General features: G+C 73.7%; 14 protein-coding genes. 12 read left to right on the top strand and 2 right to left on the bottom strand.

Annotated elements, in window-relative coordinates; genetic code table 11:
• The first annotated feature begins 10 nt into the window (after window positions 1-10).
• The 8 genes from ACIBAE_RS26160 to ACIBAE_RS26125 all read left to right on the top strand — a co-directional run bounded on the left by ACIBAE_RS26160 (window position 11) and on the right by ACIBAE_RS26125 (window position 11710).
• Complete coding sequence (locus ACIBAE_RS26160) at window positions 11-1432, top strand: diaminobutyrate--2-oxoglutarate transaminase (protein ID WP_399289957.1); 1422 nt, start codon at window positions 11-13, stop codon at window positions 1430-1432.
• Window positions 1433-1567: 135 nt separating this feature from the next.
• Window positions 1568-1939, top strand: coding sequence for a hypothetical protein (locus ACIBAE_RS26155; RefSeq protein WP_399289955.1), 372 nt, complete (start codon window positions 1568-1570; stop codon window positions 1937-1939).
• A complete protein-coding gene (locus ACIBAE_RS26150; protein ID WP_399289953.1) occupies window positions 1933-3345 on the top strand; it encodes a pyridoxal phosphate-dependent decarboxylase family protein in 1413 nt (470 codons plus the stop codon). The genes ACIBAE_RS26155 and ACIBAE_RS26150 overlap by 7 nt, the downstream gene beginning before the upstream one ends.
• Entirely contained in the window at window positions 3342-5171 is a 1830-nt protein-coding gene (locus tag ACIBAE_RS26145; protein WP_399289951.1) for an IucA/IucC family protein, read from the top strand. The genes ACIBAE_RS26150 and ACIBAE_RS26145 overlap by 4 nt, the downstream gene beginning before the upstream one ends.
• Window positions 5168-6589 carry a lysine N(6)-hydroxylase/L-ornithine N(5)-oxygenase family protein gene (locus tag ACIBAE_RS26140; protein ID WP_399289949.1) on the top strand — a complete coding sequence of 474 codons (1422 nt, stop codon included), beginning with the start codon at window positions 5168-5170 and terminating at the stop codon, window positions 6587-6589. Before ACIBAE_RS26145 ends, ACIBAE_RS26140 begins: the two co-directional genes overlap by 4 nt.
• Window positions 6586-8412 (top strand): hypothetical protein, encoded by a 1827-nt coding sequence (locus ACIBAE_RS26135; protein ID WP_399289947.1) that lies wholly within the window; start codon window positions 6586-6588, stop codon window positions 8410-8412. The genes ACIBAE_RS26140 and ACIBAE_RS26135 overlap by 4 nt, the downstream gene beginning before the upstream one ends.
• The gene (locus ACIBAE_RS26130) at window positions 8409-10295 is read left to right on the top strand and encodes an IucA/IucC family protein (RefSeq protein ID WP_399289945.1); all 1887 of its coding nucleotides are present in this window, start codon (window positions 8409-8411) and stop codon (window positions 10293-10295) included. The genes ACIBAE_RS26135 and ACIBAE_RS26130 overlap by 4 nt, the downstream gene beginning before the upstream one ends.
• Window positions 10292-11710: a glutamine synthetase family protein gene (locus tag ACIBAE_RS26125; RefSeq protein WP_399289943.1), complete on the top strand. Its 1419-nt coding sequence runs from the start codon at window positions 10292-10294 to the stop codon at window positions 11708-11710. The genes ACIBAE_RS26130 and ACIBAE_RS26125 overlap by 4 nt, the downstream gene beginning before the upstream one ends.
• A gap of 200 nt (window positions 11711-11910) precedes the next feature.
• On the opposite strand, the gene ACIBAE_RS26120 is transcribed toward ACIBAE_RS26125, so the two are convergent.
• Window positions 11911-12897, bottom strand: coding sequence for an ABC transporter substrate-binding protein (locus tag ACIBAE_RS26120; RefSeq protein WP_399289941.1), 987 nt, complete (start codon window positions 12895-12897; stop codon window positions 11911-11913).
• Window positions 12898-13192: 295 nt separating this feature from the next.
• Between ACIBAE_RS26120 and ACIBAE_RS26115 the strand changes: the two genes are divergently transcribed.
• The 3 genes from ACIBAE_RS26115 to ACIBAE_RS26105 all read left to right on the top strand — a co-directional run bounded on the left by ACIBAE_RS26115 (window position 13193) and on the right by ACIBAE_RS26105 (window position 14858).
• A complete protein-coding gene (locus ACIBAE_RS26115; protein WP_399289939.1) occupies window positions 13193-13639 on the top strand; it encodes a hypothetical protein in 447 nt (148 codons plus the stop codon).
• Between the two features lie 134 nt (window positions 13640-13773).
• Window positions 13774-14502 carry a SigE family RNA polymerase sigma factor gene (locus ACIBAE_RS26110; protein ID WP_399289938.1) on the top strand — a complete coding sequence of 243 codons (729 nt, stop codon included), beginning with the start codon at window positions 13774-13776 and terminating at the stop codon, window positions 14500-14502.
• On the top strand, window positions 14499-14858 hold the full coding sequence (locus tag ACIBAE_RS26105) for a hypothetical protein (protein WP_399289936.1): 360 nt from the start codon (window positions 14499-14501) through the stop codon (window positions 14856-14858). The genes ACIBAE_RS26110 and ACIBAE_RS26105 overlap by 4 nt, the downstream gene beginning before the upstream one ends.
• A gap of 21 nt (window positions 14859-14879) precedes the next feature.
• On the opposite strand, the gene ACIBAE_RS26100 is transcribed toward ACIBAE_RS26105, so the two are convergent.
• The gene (locus ACIBAE_RS26100; RefSeq protein ID WP_399289934.1) at window positions 14880-15755 is read right to left on the bottom strand and encodes a glycosyltransferase family 2 protein; all 876 of its coding nucleotides are present in this window, start codon (window positions 15753-15755) and stop codon (window positions 14880-14882) included.
• A 262-nt stretch (window positions 15756-16017) separates the two neighbouring features.
• Here ACIBAE_RS26100 and ACIBAE_RS26095 point away from each other — a divergent pair, with 262 nt between their 5' ends.
• Complete coding sequence (locus ACIBAE_RS26095) at window positions 16018-16878, top strand: helix-turn-helix domain-containing protein (RefSeq protein WP_399289932.1); 861 nt, start codon at window positions 16018-16020, stop codon at window positions 16876-16878.
• Window positions 16879-17480: the final 602 nt, after the last annotated feature.

Raw genomic sequence — 17480 nt, 5'->3', positions numbered from 1 at the left:
GAGCCATCCCATGACCGTGCCCCCCATCACCCTGCCCGCGAACGGGCGTTCCGCCGGCCCGGCGCGGGACGCCGCCCCGGACGCCGCCGCCACCGCGAACGCCATCCTCGGCCGCCAGCGCGCCAGGGAGTCCTCGGCACGCACGTACGCCCGTTCCTTCCCGATCGTCCCGGCCCGCGCGCTCGGCATGACGATCGAGGGCACGGACGGCCGCCGCTACCTCGACTGCCTCTCCGGCGCGGGCACGCTCGCCCTCGGCCACAACCACCCCGTGGCGATGGAGGCCATCCGCCGCACGATGGACAGCGGCGCACCGCTGCACGTCCTCGACCTGGCGACCCCGGAGAAGGACGACTTCACGGACGCGCTCTTCGCGACCCTGCCCGCGAAGTTCGCCGACCGCGCCCGGATCCACTTCTGCGGTCCGGCCGGTACGGACGCGGTGGAGGCGGCGCTGAAGCTGATGCAGACCGCCACCGGGCGGCGCGGCACGCTCGCGTTCACCGGGGCGTACCACGGCATGACCGCCGGGGCGCTGGCCGCCACCGGCAACGTCTCGGTGCGGGAGTCCGTCGCGGGCAGCGCGTCCGAGGTGACCCGGCTGCCGTACCCGTACTCCTACCGCTGCCCGTTCGGGGTCGGCGGCGAGCGCGGCGCCGAGCTGTCCGCCACCTACGCCGAGCGGCTGCTCGACGACCCCTCGGGCGGTGTCGTACGGCCCGCCGCGATGATCCTCGAAGCGGTGCAGGGCGAGGGTGGCGCGGTGCCCGCGCCGGACGCCTGGCTGCGCGAGATGCGGCGGATCACGAGCGAGCGGGACATCCCGCTGATCGTGGACGAGGTGCAGTCGGGAGTCGGGCGGACGGGCGCCTTCTGGGCCGTCGAGCACAGCGGGATCACCCCGGACGCGATGGTGATGTCGAAGGCGATCGGCGGCGGCCTGCCGCTGGCCGTGATCGTCTACGACCAGGACTACGACGGCTGGCTGCCCGGCGCCCACACCGGCACCTTCCGGGGCAACACCCTGGCGATGGCCACCGGCGCGGCGACCCTGCGGTACGTGACCGAGCAGGGCCTCGTCGAGCGCGCGGCGACGGTCGGCGCGCGGATGACGGCGCGGCTGGAGGGCCTGCGCCCCGAACTGCCGGTGATCGGTGACGTCCGGGGCCGTGGCCTGATGATCGGTGTCGAACTGGTCGACCCCGAGGGCCCGCTGGACTCCGTCGGTGCCCACCCGGTCGCCCCGGAGCTGGCCGACCGGGTCCGCTCGGCGTGCCTGGCGCGCGGGCTGATCGTCGAACTCGGCGGCCGCTTCGGCTCCACGGTCCGGCTGCTCCCGCCGCTGGTGATCACGGACGAGGAGACGGAAGCGGTCCTGGACCGGCTGACGGACGCGATCGCCGAGGCGTCGAAGCCCGGACGGCGTTCATGACGACGGAAGCCCGAGCACTGGTGGTGGCGGTGGACGAGATACCGGGGGAGGCCGCTCCCGCCGGGACCGGCGCGGACCGGGGAGCCACGGGGGGCCCGGGGATGTCCGGGGGCCCGGGTGCGCCGGTGGCTCCGGGTGCGCCGCCGGCTTCGGGTGCCCTGGGCACTGCGGGCCTTGCGGGTGCCCTGGGAGATGCGGGTGCTGCGGGTGCCTTGGGAGATGCGGGTGCTGCGGGTGGCTTCGGCACTGCGGGTGCTGCGGGTGCTGTGGGTTCCTTGGGAGATGCGGGTGCTGCGGGTGGCTTGGGTGCTGCGGGTGCTGCGGGTGCTGCGGGTGCTGTGGGTTCCTTGGGGGCTCCGGTGGCTGCGGGTGCTGCGGGTGCTGCGGTGGCTTCCGGTGCCGTGGGTGCTCGGCCGGCTTCCGGCACTCCTGACGCGCGGGCGACCGCGCTCTCCGGTGGCGTCAGCGGTCCCGCCGCCCTCGAACCCCTCATTTCCACCGTGCTGAGCGCCCTCACCGAGGGCGCCCGGCGCCGGGGCGGGCCCCTCGCGCCCGGCCTCCCCGGTGACGCCGCCGCAGCCGTCGCCGAGGTGTTCGGCGGTCCGTCCGCCGTCACCGGCACGGCCGCGCTCGACCGGCTCACCGAACTCCTCGCGCACGGCAGCGCCGACCCGGCGGACCCGGCCTGCGCCGCCCACCTGCACTGCCCGCCGCTCGCCGTCGCGGTCGCCGCCGACCTGGCGGTCACCGCCCTCAACCCCTCCCAGGACTCCTGGGACCAGGCGCCCGCCGCGACCGCCCTGGAGACACTGCTGCTCCAGGAACTGGCGCGGATGGTGGGATACGACTCCGAGCAGGCCGCCGGGGTCGTCACCTCGGGCGGTACGGAGTCCAACCTGATGGGCCTGATGCTCGCCAGGGACCGCGTCCTGGGAGCCTCCACCGGCCGGCAGGTCGAGCTGAGCGGGGTGCCCGGAAGCGGGCCGCGCCCGCGCATCCTCGCCTCCGCCACCGCGCACTTCTCCGTACAGCGCTCCGCCGCCCTCCTCGGTCTCGGCGAGGACGCGGTGCTGCCGGTGGCGGTCGACCGCGAGCTCCGGATGGACCCGGTCGCGCTGACCGAGGCGCTCGACGGCTGCGCCCGGCGCGGTGAACTGCCCATCGCCGTCGTCGCGACGGCGGGCACCACCGACACCGGCGCCGTCGACCCGCTGCGCGAGTGCGCCGCCCTCGCCGCCCGGTACGGCGCCTGGCTGCACGTCGACGCCGCGTACGGCGGTGGCGCCCTGCTCTCCGACCGGCTCGCGCCGCTGCTGGACGGCCTCGGCCTCGCCGACTCCGTCTCGCTCGACTGGCACAAGCTCGGCTGGCAGCCGGTCGCCGCCGGGATCTTCCTGGTCCGGCGGTCGGAGACGTACGCCTCCCTCGCGCGCCGGGCCGTCTACCTGAATCCGCAGGACGACGAGGAGGCCGGCTACCCGAGCCTGCTCGGCCTCTCGCTGCGCACCACGCGCCGCGCCGACGCCTTCAAGATCGCGGTCACGCTGCGGACGCTGGGCCGGGAGGGCCTCGGCCGGCTGGTCGACGCCTGCCACGAGCTGTCGCTGGCCGGAGCACGGACCGTGCGGGACCACCCCCAGCTGGAGCTGCACTCCGAACCGGTCCTCACCGCCTTCCTGTTCCGCTACCTGCCCGCCGACGCGTCCCGCGCCGACGAGATCAACGCCGGGCTGCGCCGCCGGCTGCTGCGCGAGGGCCGGGCGGTCGTCGGCCGCACCGAACTGCCCGGCGAGGGACCCGGCCGCGTCCGTCTCAAGCTCACCCTGCTCAACCCGCACACCACGGACGTCGAGGTCGAACGCCTGCTGCACGCCGTCGCGGCGGCCGGACGCGCCGAGGAGGACGCGCTGTGAACCCCTCCGTCCCGGCACCCGAGGCTCCCCGCTCGCCCGACCCGCTCGACCACCCGGACGCGCTGCGGGCCGGGGACGCGGCCGCCACCGAGACACTGCTGCGCGCGTACGTCCGCGAGACCGGCACCGAAGTCCCGCCGACCGGGGAGTTGTTGAAGCTGACGCTGCCCGTCAGCCGGATGGCCCTGCGCGTCCGGGTGCTGCACCGGTCCGCCACCGGCTGGCACCGGTTCGGCAAGGCCCGGGTGGTCACGTCGGACGTCGGCGCCACGTCGGATGTCGGTGTTACGGACGGGGGCGGCAGCCACGCCGCCGACACCGCGCTCGTCGCCGCCGCGCTCATCCGGGAGTCCACCGTCGGACGCGGCGCCCCGGCGCATCTGGGCGGGGACGCCGTCGGCCGGGTGCTGAACTCCGCCGCGCGCACCGCCGTACACCTCGCCCGGCGCCGGGAGGAGGACCCGGATCTCACCGGTCCCACGCCCTTCCTCGGCGCCGAGCAGGCCCTGCTGCTCGGGCATCCCTTCCACCCCGCGCCCAAGAGCCGCGAAGAGGCCAGCGACCGCGAACTGGACGCGTACTCGCCCGAATTGCGCGGGTCCTTCCCACTGCACTGGTTCGCCGCGCACCCGGAGATCGTCGTCGGGGAGAGCGCCGACGGCCGGACCCCCGCCGAAGTGCTGCGCCCGCTCGTCGCCGTTGCCGGGCTCGACCTGCCGACCGGCATGGTCGCCGTACCCGCGCACCCCTGGCAGGCGCGCGACATCCTCGGCCGTCCCGAGGTCGCGGGCCTGCTGGACGCCGGGCTGCTGCGGCCGCTGGGCCCGGCCGGTCCCGCGTGGCACCCCACCTCCTCCGTACGGACCGTGCACCGGCCCGACGCGGACGTCATGCTGAAGCTGTCCCTCGGCATGCGGATCACCAACTCCCGCCGCAACAACCTCCGTTCGGAGATGCGACTCGGCGTACGGGCCGCCCGGCTGCTGGCCACCGGACCGGCGGAGCGACTGCGCGCCGAACACCCCGAATTCGGCATCCTGCGGGACTTCGCCTGGGTGTCCGCCGGAGCCGGGGACGGTGAGACGGGTCTGGAGACCGCCATCCGCGACAACCCGTTCACCGGCGCGGGCCTGGAGGGCCTGTGCGTGGCCGGGCTCCTCGCCGAGCGCACCGGACCCGGCGACGGCACCGCGCCGCGCCACCGCGCGCTGCTGTCCGAGGCCGTCGCCCGCACGGCCCGCGCGCACACGCTCTCCACCGCCGAGGCGTCCGCCCGCTGGCTGTCCGCGTACCTCGACGTCCTCGCCGTACCGCTGATCCGCCTCCAGGCCTGGTACGGGATCGCCCTGGAACCGCACCACCAGAACACCCTCGTCGCGCTCGGCGCGGACGGCCTGCCGTGCGCCGGGTGGTACCGCGACAGCCAGGGCTACTACGTGGCCTCCTCGCGCGCCGACGACGTCGAACGGCTGCTTCCCGGCGCCGCCGACGGCCTGGAGCTGGTCTTCGACGACGCGTTCGTCGACGAGCGCGTCGCGTACTACCTCGGCATCAACAACCTGCTCGGGCTGGTGGGCGCGTTCGGGGCGCTCGGCCTCGCCGACGAGGAGGCACTGCTGCGCGTCCTGCGTGCCAGGCTGGAAGCGCTGCGCGCCACCGAGCCGGGCGCCAAGGGCCTGCTCGACCTGCTGCTCGACGCGCCCGTGCTGCGCTGCAAGGGCAACTACCTCACCTGCGTGGACGGGCTCGACGAGCTCATCGGAGACGTCCACACCCAGTCCGTCTACATCGACCTTCCCAACCCCCTCGCGGAGGCCCAGCGGTGACCGAGCAGCTCAGCAAGCCCGACGAGGCCGGGGCGCCCGGCGCCTCCGGCGTCTACGACCTGGTCGGCGTCGGCATCGGCCCGTTCAACCTCTCGCTCGCCGCGCTCTCGGACGGCGCGCGCGAACTGCGCACACTCTTCCTCGACGCGAAGCCGGCCTTCTCCTGGCACCCCGGCCTGCTCATGGAAGGGACGGTCCTCCAGGTCCCCTTCCTCGCCGACCTGGTCACGATGGTGGACCCGACCAGCCCCTGGTCCTACCTCAACTACCTGCGCGAACATGACCGGATGTTCCCGTTCTTCTTCTCGGAGCGCTTCCACATACCGCGCCGGGAGTACGACCACTACTGCCGCTGGGTCGCCGAACGCCTGCCCTCCTGCCGCTTCGACGCGCGCGTCATTGGGATCGCGTGGGACGAGAGCGCCGACGCGTTCGCCGTCACCCACGGCTCGGCGGACGGCACCACCTCGCGGGTGCTGGCGCGGAAGATCGTGCTCGGCGTCGGCACGCTGCCCGTCGTCCCCGAGCCGCTGCGCCCCCTGCTGACCTCCGCGCACGCGGGCCGCGTCCTGCACAGTGCCGACTACCGCACCCACCGGGCGCGGCTGGCCGGCCTCGACGATGTCACGGTCGTCGGGGCCGGGCAGTCCGGTGCCGAGGTCGCGCTCGACCTGCTGCGCCACCAGGACGGCGAGGGCGCGGGCGGCCCGTACGTCCGCTGGCTGGCCCGCACCCCCGCGTTCGCGCCGATGGAGTACTCCAAGCTCGGGCTGGAGCACTTCACCCCGGACTACATCCGCTACTTCCGCGCCCTGCCCGAGGAGCGGCGCGAACAGCTCGTCCGCGAGCAGTGGCAGCTCTACAAGGGGGTCAGCGAGGAGACCCTCGGCGAGATCCACGACGAGCTGTACGAGCGGACCATCGGCGGGACGCGGCCGCGCGCCGCGCTGCATCCGGGCGTGGCGATCGTGGCCGCCGAGGCGGACGGCGACGGATACCTGCTGACCTGCCGGCACAGCCAGCAGGACACGGTGTTCGAGGTCCGTACGTCGGCGGTCGTCTCCGCCACCGGGTACGCGGCGGGACGCCCGGCCTTCCTGGACACCATGGCCGAGCTGGTCGACTGGGACGAGAAGGGCCGCTACCAGATCGACGGCGACTACCGGGTGGCGCTCGACCCGCGCGTCTCCGGCGCGCTGTACGTACAGAACGCCGAGCTGCACACCCACGGCGTCGGCGCCCCCGACCTCACGCTGGGCGCGTGGCGCGCGGCGACGATCCTCAACGCGGTCGCCGGGCGGACGGTGCTGCGGGTGCCGGAGCGCGCGGCCTGGACGACGTTCGGGGCGCCGGGGCGTACGGGAGACACGGGCGTGACAGGTGCCTCCGGAGCGGTGTCGGCGGTCGTGCGGCCGTGAGCGCGAAGGGTGGCGACGGGGTACGCGCGGGGGCACCCGAGCGCGCCGGGCCGGTGCGGGGCGGTGCGGGGCCGGTGCCGGGCGGGCCCGCGCGCGCCAAGCCCGCGCGCGCCAAGGCGGTGCTGATCTCCATCATCGGGCTGCACCTGGTGGCGGAGACGGCGCTGACGCCGTTCCTGCCGCAGCTCTTCGACCGGCTGTACGGGATCGACGACCCGGGCGCCACCGGCCTGTACCTCTGGGTCTGCCGGATCGTCGGCCTGGCCGCGCTCCCGCTGTGGGGCCTGGCCGCCCGCCGCTGGCCGCTGCACCGGCTGGTGCTGGCGGGGCTGTGCGGCTCGGCGGTGCTGGACCTGCTGCTCGGCATGGCGCCGAGTTTCGCCGCGTACACCGTGCTCTCCACGGCCGTCGTCGCGACCAACAGCGCGCTGCTGCTGGCGTATCCGGCCTTCATCGCCGAGCATCCGGACGAGCCGGGCGACGGCGAGCGGGCCCGGCTCGCCGGAGTCGTCTCCCTGGTGATCGTCTTCCACCTGTCGGTGGTCGTGTCGACGCTGGTGGGTACGGGCGTGCTGGCGCTGCCGCAGCCGCGCGTCGGGATCTCGGCGTTCGCCGTGATGGATGTGGCGCTGGCGGTACTGGCGTACCGGGTGCTGGGGCGGCGGCCGGCCGCCGAGGCTGAGGCCGGGGCGGTGCCGGCCGCCGGGGCCGTGCCGGCCGCCGGGGCCGTGCTGGACACCGGGGCCGTGCCGGCCGCCGGGGCCGTGCCGGCCGCCGGGGCCGTGCTGGACACCGGGGCCGTGCCGGCCGCCGGGGCCGTGCTGGACGCCGGGGCCGTGCTGGACACCGGGGCCGGGGCGGCGCCGGCCGCCGGTGCCGTGCTCGGCGCCGGGGCCGCGGTGGAGCCGGTCGCCACGGCGCCCGCCCGGCCGTCCGGGCCGCGCGGCCCGCGCCTGCTCCTCCTCGCCCAAGTCGCCCTGATCGGGCTGACCTTCGACTTCGCGGTGAATGTGGCGCGGCCGTTCTTCACCGAATTCGCCGAGACGTTCGGCAGTGGCTCGGTGGGCACGGCTGCGCTCTTCTTCCTGCCGAGCGTCGCCGCACTGGCGGTCCTCCCCGCCGTCCGCAGCTGCCACGCCGCGCTCGGCGACCGGCTCCTCCCGCTGGCGCTGCTGGCCGGCGCGGCGGGCTACCTCTGGCAGGCGCTCGCCACCGACCTCCCCGGCCTGATCGGCGGGCGGGTGCTCTTCGGCGTGGGCCTGGGCCTGGGACAGGTCGCGGTGGAACTGCGGATGTTCCGCGCCACCGGTACCGCCGGACCGGCCTTCACCGCCGTCGAAACCACCCGCTCGGCGGGCCTGCTGGCGGCGCCCCTGGTGGCCACGGCGGCCGTCTCCACCGACCTGGCCCTCCCGCTGCTGGTAGCGGCGGCGCTCCAGGTGGTCGGGACGCTGCTGTCGGTACGGGGCATGCGCGGCGGCGGCCCCACGGGCCGCGCCCCGGCTGCCCCGGCCGCCCCGATTCGCCAGGCCGACTCCCCGGCGACCGGCCCCCGGGCCGCCGAGCCGCAGCCGATCGGGGCGGGCCCGGCGGGCGACGCTCCGGCCGGGACGGCCGCGTCCGCCGCCGGGCCGCGCCCCGCGCAGGCGTCCGCCGCCGGGCCGCGCCCCGCGCAGGCGTCCGCCGCCGGGCCGCGCCGCGCGCGAGTCGCTCCGGCGGGCGCGGCCCCCGGCGTCCCGTCCCCGTCGCGCGCCGCCCCCACGGCTCCGTCCCCGCACTCCGCCGTCCCCATCCCCGTGTACTCCGAGGAGAACCCCCGATGAACCACCCCACCCGCGATGCCTGGGCGCAGGCGGGCCGGCGCCTGCTGGTCAAGGCCGTTGAGGAGTTCGCGTACGAGGAGCTGCTCGTACCGGTGCCCGTCAGCGTGCCGGACAGCGCGCCCGACAGCGCCCCGGACGCCGCGCCCGGTGCGCTGAAGCCCGGTGCGCTGAAGCCCGGCGCGCGGGAGCCCGGTGCGTACCGGCTCGACTTCGGGGACGGGGTGCACTGGTCCTTCCGAGCCGTTCGCGGGACCTTCGCGACCTGGCGCGTCGAGCCCGGTTCCCTCCAGCGCCACCCCGCCGTGCCGGACGGCGAGGAGACCGGCCCCGAGCGGCTGCTGCTGGACGCGCGGACGGTCCTCGGCTGGGACGGGCCGACCACCGCCGAGGTGCTGCGCGAGCTGACCGCGACCCGGCGCGCGGACGCCGAGGCACTCGGCCGGGCGCTGCCCGCCGCCGTTCTCGCCGGCCTGGGCCACCTCGACCTGGAGGCGTACCAGGACGGCCACCCCTGCATGCTGCTCAACAAGGGCCGGCTCGGCTTCGCCGCGTCGGACGCCGCCGCGTACGCGCCCGAGGCGGCCCGTTCCGTACGGCTGACCTGGGCCGCCGTGCACCGCACGCTCGCCACCTACGCGGGTGTTCCCGGGCTCGACGCCGAGACGCTGCTGTCGCAGGAGCTGGACCCCCGGACACGGGACGCGTTCGCCGCCGCGCTGGACGAGGCGTGCGCCACGAGCGGCCTGGCCGCCGCCGACTTCACCTGGCTGCCCGTGCACCCCTTCCACTGGGACGAGGCCGTCGCCACCCTCTTCGCGCCGTACCTCGCGGACGGCCGCGTCGTGGAACTGGGCCGCAGTGCCGACCGGTACCGCCCGCTCCAGTCGATCCGTACGCTCGCCAACCTCGACCACCCGAAGCGCCGCAACGTGAAGGTGCCGCTCCTCATCCGCAACACCCTCGTGTGGCGCGGGCTGTCCACCGAGCCGACCGAGGCCGCCCCCGACGTCAGCGCCTGGCTGCACTCGGTGCGGGACAACGACCCGTACCTCCGCGACGAGCTGCGCTTCCACCCGCTCGGCGAAGTCGCCGCCGTGGCCGTCGGCCACCCGCTGTACGAGTCCGTCAAGGACGCCCCGTACCGCTACCACGAGCTGCTCGGCGCGGTCTGGCGCGAGCCCGTCGCCGCGCTGCTCGGCAAGCGCGAACGCGCCCGCACGATGGCGTCGCTCCTCAAGGTCGGCTCCGACGGGCGGACGCTCACCGGTGAGCTGGTGGCCCGCTCCAAGCTGTCGTCCCACGACTGGCTGGAGCGGTTCTTCGGCGCGCTGCTGCCGGGGCTGCTGCACTACCTCTACCGGTACGGCGTCGCCTTCTGCCCGCACGGCGAGAACACCGTCGTCCTCTTCGACGGCCACGACATCCCGATCGGCATCGCCGTGAAGGACTTCGCCGAGGACGTGAACCTGCTGCCGGGCGCCCTGCCCGAGTACCAGGACCTGTCGGAGCGCGCGGACCGCGTGCTGCTGCGCTGGCCGGCGCACGAGCTGGCGCACTCGCTGCTGAGCGCCGTCTTCGCCGGGCACTTCCGGTTCTTCGCACCACTGGCCGCCGACCAACTCGGCGTCCCGGAGGAGGACTTCTGGGCGCTGGTACGGGCCGAGATCGAGCGCTACCACGCCCGCTTCCCGGAACTGGCCGACCGCTGCGACTCGTTCGGGCTCTTCGCCCCGGAGTACGACCGCGTCGCGCTCAACCGCGAGCAGCTGCTCGGCGGCGGCTTCCACGACCGCTCCGAGCGCGACGAGGGCTTCGACGTGGTGCACGGCACGGTCACGAACCCGCTGGCCACCGCCACGTCCGTACCTGAGGAGCGGATATGAACACCACGACGACGCACGGCACGGCGGATGCCGCGACGACACGCGGCACGGCGGGGGAGCTGACGGGGTACGAGCGGCTGCGCGCCGACGCCGCCGCCGGAAGGATCGAAGAGGTGATCGTCGCCGTCCCCGACCTCCAGGGCCGGCTCCAGGGCAGCCGCCTCTCGGTGCCGTACTTCCTCGACGAGGTCGCCGGTGACGGCTTCGGCGCCTGCGTCTACCTCCTCGCCTCCGACGTGGAGATGGACACCGGCCCCGGCTACGCGATCGACGCCTGGAAGAGCGGCTTCGGCGACTTCGTCCTGCGCCCCGACGCGTCGACCCTGCGGACCGTACTGCCCTGGGACGACGGCACGGCCCTGGTCATCGCCGACGCGCACTGGCCGGGCGGCGGCCCGGTGGAGGTGGCGCCGCGCCACGTCCTGCGCTCCCAGCTCGACCGGCTGGCCGAGCGCGGACTGACCGCCTTCGCCGGTACGGAGCTCGAATTCCTCATCTTCCAGGGCTCGTACCGCAGCGCCTGGGAGTCCCGCTACCAGGGCCTGTCCACCGGGACGGCGTACAACGTCGACTACTCCCTCCAGGGGCTCGGCGAGATCGAGCCGGTCGTGCGCAGGATCCGCCGCGAGATGGGCCGCGCCGGGCTGGCGATGGAGACCGCGCGCGGGGAGTGCCACCCCGGGCAGTACGAGATCGTCTTCCGGTACGCGGAGGCGATGAGCACCTGCGACAACCACGTCTTCTTCAAGAACGCCGCCAAGCAGATCGCCGCCCAGGAGGGCGTGGCGCTCACCTTCATGCCGAAGTTCGACGAGGGAGAGGGCAACTCCTGCCACATCCACCTCTCCCTGCGCGCCACGGACGGCACGCCGGTGCTGGCGGACGAGGCGGCCGACGACGGCATGTCCGAGCTGATGCGGCACTTCGTCGCGGGGCAGCTCGCCTGCCTGCCGGACTTCGCGCTGCTGATGGCGCCGAACATCAACTCGTACAAGCGGCTCCAGCCGGGCGCGTTCGCCCCGACCGGCATCACCTGGGGCCGCGACAACCGGACATGCCCGGTACGGGTGGTGGGGGCCGGGTCCTCGCTGCGCATCGAGCACCGGGTGCCGGGCGGCGACGCCAACCCGTATCTCGTGACGGCGGCGGCGGTCGCGGCCGGTCTCCACGGCATCGAACAGCGCCTGGAACTCCCCGCCCCGCACCGGGAGAACGCCCTGGCCGACCCCTCCGTACCGAGGCTGCCGGCGACCCTGACGGAGGCGCTGCACCGCTGGGAGACCAGCGAGATCGCGGCGAAGGTCTTCGGTGAGGCGGTGGTGACGCACTACGCGCAGGCGGCGCGCACGGAACTGGCCTCGTTCGAGACGTCGGTGACGGACTGGGAGCGGATGCGGGGCTTCGAGCGCCTCTGACCTGGGCCGCCGGGGGGCCGGGACATTCGTCCGGGCCGGGGCCGCCCGATACGCGAGAGACCCCGCACGGTGATCCGTGCGGGGTCTCTCGCTGGCTCCGTTGCTGACGCGATCGCTGACGTACGGGGTGGCCGCCCGGTCTGTCGCCTGATTGCCGCGCGTTATTGCCGCGCGTTATTGCCGCGCGTTATCGCCGCGCGTTATCGCCGCGCGGCGGAGACGTAGTCCTTCTCCATCGCGTCCAGCACCTGGCCGGCGCCGGTGTACCCGATGCCCAGCATCCACAGGTTGTCGTCGACCTTGAAGGACATGCCCTTCTTCACCGCGTCCAGGTTCTTCCACAGCGGACCGCCGGTGGTGTCGGTCTCCTTGGACTTCTTCGCGTCACCGTAGGTGGAGTAGAAGATGACATCGGCGTTGGCCTTGTCGATCTGCTCCGGGCTGATGTCGAGGGAGAAGCCGGTCGTGTCCTGGTTGGCGGGGCGGCCGACCTGGAGGTCCTTGAAGATGGACCCGACGAACGTGTCGTTCAGGTAGAGGCGGGTGTCCGCGCCCTCCACGAACCGTACGAAGCCGACCTTGGTCTTCTGCGCCTCGGCGGCCCCGCCCATCGCGTCGGTCAGCCGCTTGACGTGCGCGTCGTAGTCGGCGACGACCTTCGCGGCCTCGTTCTTCCTGCCGAGGGCGTCGGCGTGCAGGTCGAAGTTCTTGCGCCAGGTCGGGCCGGTGGTGTCGGAGAAGACGGTCGGGGCGATCTTGGAGAGCGACGCGTAGCTCTTCTCGTCGCGGACCTTGCTGCTGAGGATCAGGTCCGGCTTCAGCGCGGCGATCGCTTCGAGGTTCGGCTCGGCGATGAGGCCGACGGGCTTGATGCCCTTGAGCTTGTCGGCGGGCAGGTAGGTGGAGAAGGGCGCGTCGTCGACAACGGTCGTGGCACCGACCGGCGTTATGCCCAGCGTGACGGCCGAGTCGAGCGCGTCGGTGTCGAGCACGACGACGCGCTTCGGGACGTCCTGGACCTTCACGTCACCCATGACCGTCGTGACCGTGTGCGTCGAGGCACCCCCGGCGGACGCCTCGGCCGCAGGCTCGTCGCTCTCGCTGTCGCCGCCGCACGCGCTGAGGGAGAGGGCGAACGCGGTGGCGGCGGCGGCCACGGAGATGCGGCGGGTGAAGGTTCTGGACACGGTGGGGATGCCTCCCTGACGGCTGCCCGGAGTCTTCCCGGACGTAAGTAAGGCAAACCTAACCTTAGTGCGCCGAGGGGACAAGTCACGGTCCCGTCACGGGACATGGGGACATCCGTCGGCGGTCGCGCGCACGGCCGTGGCACGGGGTGCTTTCGGGTGACGCAGGTCACGCGAGCGCCCCGCAACCCGGGCAGGGGCCGCACGTCTGTCGGGGTGGAGGCGCCTCCGATCGTTCAGTCCGTCCCACCGGTGCGGACTACCCAGCCATCGACGAAATGATTCGAGGAACGGTATGTCAGAAGCACGTCCCACCACCGCCGGACACCGTGCCGGACGCAGTGGGCTCACGGGCCGGGTCCGTCTGGTCCTGGGGGCATCCGTGGCCGTGGCCGCGCTGGCCGTCGGCGGAGCGATGGCGGCGCACGCCGACTCGTCGAAGCCGACCGCGAAGCCGTCCCCGCTCGTGACGGCCCGGACCCCGGCCCCCGCCGCGCCCGCCACCCCGGCCCCCGCCACGCCCGCCACCTCGGAGCCTGACGGTCATGCCACCCCGGCCACGCCGGCTCCCGCTCCGGCGAAGCCCACCGCTTCCGAAGAGATCTACGCGTCGAGCGAGTACGCCCACCCGGCCCCGGCGGCGTCCGCTCCGGGAACGGCGCCGACGAAGCCCGACGCGTCCGACGAGGTCCACGCGTCGGTGGTCCCCGGCCCGGAGGCTCCGTCGGTCACGGCCAAGTAGTCAGCCTCGTCAGGCTGTCGGGGCTGCCGGACGGCTACCGGCCGGCAGCCCCGTTCAGCCGTTCCGTCGTTCCGTCAGCCGTTCAGCCGTTCAGCCGTTCAGCGGTTCCGTCATTCCGCCAGTCCAGGAGACCCATGAGGACAGCGACGTACCCGGGGTTCCCGGTCGTCCCGGTCGGTGCAGTCCCGGTCAGCGCAGTCCCGGTCGGTGCCGCCCCGGGCGCGCCGCGACGCGCGTGGGGACAGCTGCTCCGCAGCCTCTCCGAGAGACGTGACCGGCAGGCGCCCGTCGACCGGCCGGGGCCCGCGGATCTGCCGGGCCCCGTAGGCCTGCCGAAGGTCATCGACCCCCCGGCGCGCGGCGGGCCTTCGGCGACCGGGACCACCATCGACGACCTCTACCACCATCGCCGGCTGGGTCTCGTCCGCCTGGCGCTGTTGCTCGTCGACGATCTGCCGACGGCCGAGGACGTGGTGCAGGACGCCTTCGCCGCGCTGTTCCGCAGACACGGCGACCGGCTGACCGGCCTGGACGACCCGGAAGCCTACGTCCGTACGAGCGTGGTCAACGGCGCCCGGTCCGTACTGCGGCGGCGCCGGACCGTACGCGCGCACGCGCCCGAACGCGAGGGCCACGCCCCGCCGGCCGAGGAGCACGTCCTGATCCGCGAGGAGCACCGGGAGGTGCTCGACGCGCTGCGCCACCTCTCCCGCCGCCAGCGCGAGGTGCTGGTCCTGCGCTACTGGTCGCACCTCACCGAGGCGCAGATCGCCGACACCCTCGGGGTGTCGTGCGGAACGGTGAAGTCCACCGCGAGCCGGGCGCTGAAAGCCCTGGGCCGACACCTGGAGGTATTCCGATGAGCGAGCCGCGACCAGGGACGGACGTGCTGGAACAGCGCCTGCGAGCGGCCCTGGAGGCCCGGTCCCTCACGGTCCACCCCCGCGATCTGCGGCGCGCGTCACCGCCGTCCGCCGGTACGGTCCGGCGCTTCCCGGTGCGCTCGGCCGTGCTGGTGCTGTTCGGCCTGGCCGCCGCGCTGGTGTGCGTACTGCTGGTCCCGGCGGAGCGGCAGCGGGTGGAGCCCGCAGGACCACCGGCCCCCACGGTGTCGCCCAGTGACCGGCCGCTCCTGACACCGTCGCCGTCGGAGAGTCCGATGGCGGCGATGCCCACCCCTGTCGGCGGCGCTGCCCTGCCGGCCGTGGGAAACGGCTGACCGACGGGTCGACGGCAGACCTCAGATGATCGGTGGCCGGCCCAGCGCGGTCATGCGCCGTACGGTGCTCCACCGCATCGGCCGCCGTGTGCCGCACGCCGTCCGCACGCCTTCGAAGAAGCCGCCGAACCACGCCCGCAGCCCGCTCACCGAACGCGTACGGGCCACGGTGAGCAGGATCCACGTGCCGAGGTAGACCGGCACGAGCGGCGCGGGCAGATGACGGCGGGCCAGCCACACGCGGTTGCGGGCGGTCATCCGGTAGAACTCGGCGTGCCGGGCCGGTGAGGTGCGCGGATGCTGGAGGACCAGCTCCGGTTCGTAACGGATCGTCCAGCCCGCGTCCAGGGCACGCCAGGCGAGGTCGGTCTCCTCGTGCGTGAAGAAGAACTCCTCGGGCCAGCCGCCGGTCTCCGCGAGCATCGCCATGGACAGCGCGTGGCCGCCGCCGAGGAAGGTGGTCACCTCTCCGCCGCGCATCGGATCGTCGACCCGCAGCCGGGGCACGTGCCGCCGCGCGGTGTACCCGGTCTCGTCCGCGATGCGGAAGCTCACGATGCCGAGCCGGGGATCGGCCTCGTACAGGTCGGCGACGCGGGTGATGACGTCGGCCTCGATGAGCAGGCCGTCGTCGTCCAGGTCCACCAGGACGTCCACGTCACCGGCGGCACGGAGGACCTCCATCGCGACATTGCGCCCGCCGGAGACCCCGAGGTTCTTCTCCAGCTCCACCCCGGTGACGCCGTCGGGCAGGGCCGGCAGCGGTGTGCCGTTGCCGACGACGACGATCCGCGCGGGGGCCTCGCGCTGCTTGGCGACGGAGTCCAGCAGGGCCCGCAGTTCAACGGGCCGGGTCCCCATGGTCAGCACGGCCACACCCACACGCGGTCGGGACACGTCCAGCTCACTCCAGCCCTGGTCAGACGACAGAACGCCGATGCTAACCGGCCACCGCCATGTCGCGGCTACGGCGACGTGCGCCTGCCGATGCCGGGAGTTCACTTCGGCCGCCCGCGCCTTGGCGGCCGCCCGCGCCTTGGCGGCCGCCCGCGCCCTGGCGGCCGCTCCCCGGGCGAGGCCGCCGGACGGCAGTAAGCGCCATGTGCACGCCAGAAGCCTTGTGGCAGACTGCCCGTATGCCGGAGCACAGGGGTCGCGAGTGAGTGAGCCGCGTTCCGCTCCGACGATCGGTCAACTCGTCCTGAGCAGACAGCTCCAGGCCCGCCGCGAACGCGCGGGTCTGACCCGGGACCAGGCCGGAAAGCTGCTGCGGGTGACGGCGGCCACCATCCGCCGGATGGAGATGGCCGAAGTCGGGCTGAAGATCCCGTACATACAGATGCTGCTGCCCGCGTACGGCGCGTCGGACGACGAGATCGCCACCTTCCTCCAGATGGCCGACGAGGCCGCCAGGCCCGGTTGGTGGCAGCGGTTCCACGACGTTCTGCCGAGCTGGTTCGGCGGCCATGTCAGCCTCGAAGAGGCCGCCAAGACGATCCGTTCCTACGAGCCGCACTTCGTGCCGGGACTGCTCCAGACCGAGGAGTACGCCCGCGCGGTCCTGACCTGCGGCGGGGTTGGCCGGCCGGATCCCGCGCGGACGGAGCGCCAGGTCGCGCTCCGGCTGGAACGCCAGTCGCTCCTGACCCGGGACGGCGCCCCGGTCTTCTGGGCCGTGCTGGACGAGACCGTACTGCGCCGCCCGGTCGGCCCGCCCGACATCATGCGCGGCCAGATCGACCGTCTGCTGGCCGTGACCGAGCTGCCGAACGTGACGCTCCAGATCGCCGAGTTCGCCGCCGGCCACCACCCCGGCACGTACAGCCCGTTCGTCCTCTTCCGCTTCGCCGTCCCCGAACTGCCCGACATGGTCTACGTCGAGTACCTGACGGGCGCGCTCTACCTCGACAACGCGCGCGAGGTCATGGAGCACATGGAGGCGATGGACCGCATGGTCGCCCACGCCGAATCCGCCCGCAGGACCAGGGAGATCCTCTCCGAGTTCCGTAAGGGACTCTGAACGGCCGTCGCCGCGCGCGCGGCCCGGCATGGCCGTTCACCGAGGTCACGTCCGGCATCGGAGCACTCTCCGAGGTGGAGTGCGCGATCTGCGTGCGAGAGACCGGGCTGAGGTGCCTTCCCGGCGCCCCGGGTGAGGGGCGGCCGCCAGGAGCCAACCGGAGGCGTCGCCTCCTGGCGAGCGGTGGCTTCACCGGCCCCGGGGGTCGGTTCGTGGAATTCGTGGAAGGCGTGTCCTTGACCACGTTCTCGCCGACCGGATCCCGGTCGGCGACGCACGCGTAGACCGGACATACGCGCAGGCCGGACGCACGCCGGGACCGGACGCACACCTGAACAGACGGCGTCGGGATATCGCCCTTTCCCTGACACAGGGTGATGAATCGCTCGCAATGCGTCCATCGTCGCAGCTCACGGGTGGTTTCACGGCTCTTCCACGTGCCGATTTTCCGCGCGGTTCATGAGTGAGTCAAAAGCATTTACATCCCCGGCCGTAGCGGTGTAAAAGGTACATTCATAAGCAAGCGGGGCTATTTGCCCGATGCTTATTCATGCCGGGCCCGCCACGCGGCGAACGGCAGATCTTGCTCCGCAGGCCCTGTG

It is taken from the genome of Streptomyces sp. NPDC051569, from assembly GCF_044454085.1.
Classification (GTDB): domain Bacteria; phylum Actinomycetota; class Actinomycetes; order Streptomycetales; family Streptomycetaceae; genus Streptomyces.
This window is presented reverse-complemented; position numbering and strand designations above follow the sequence as displayed.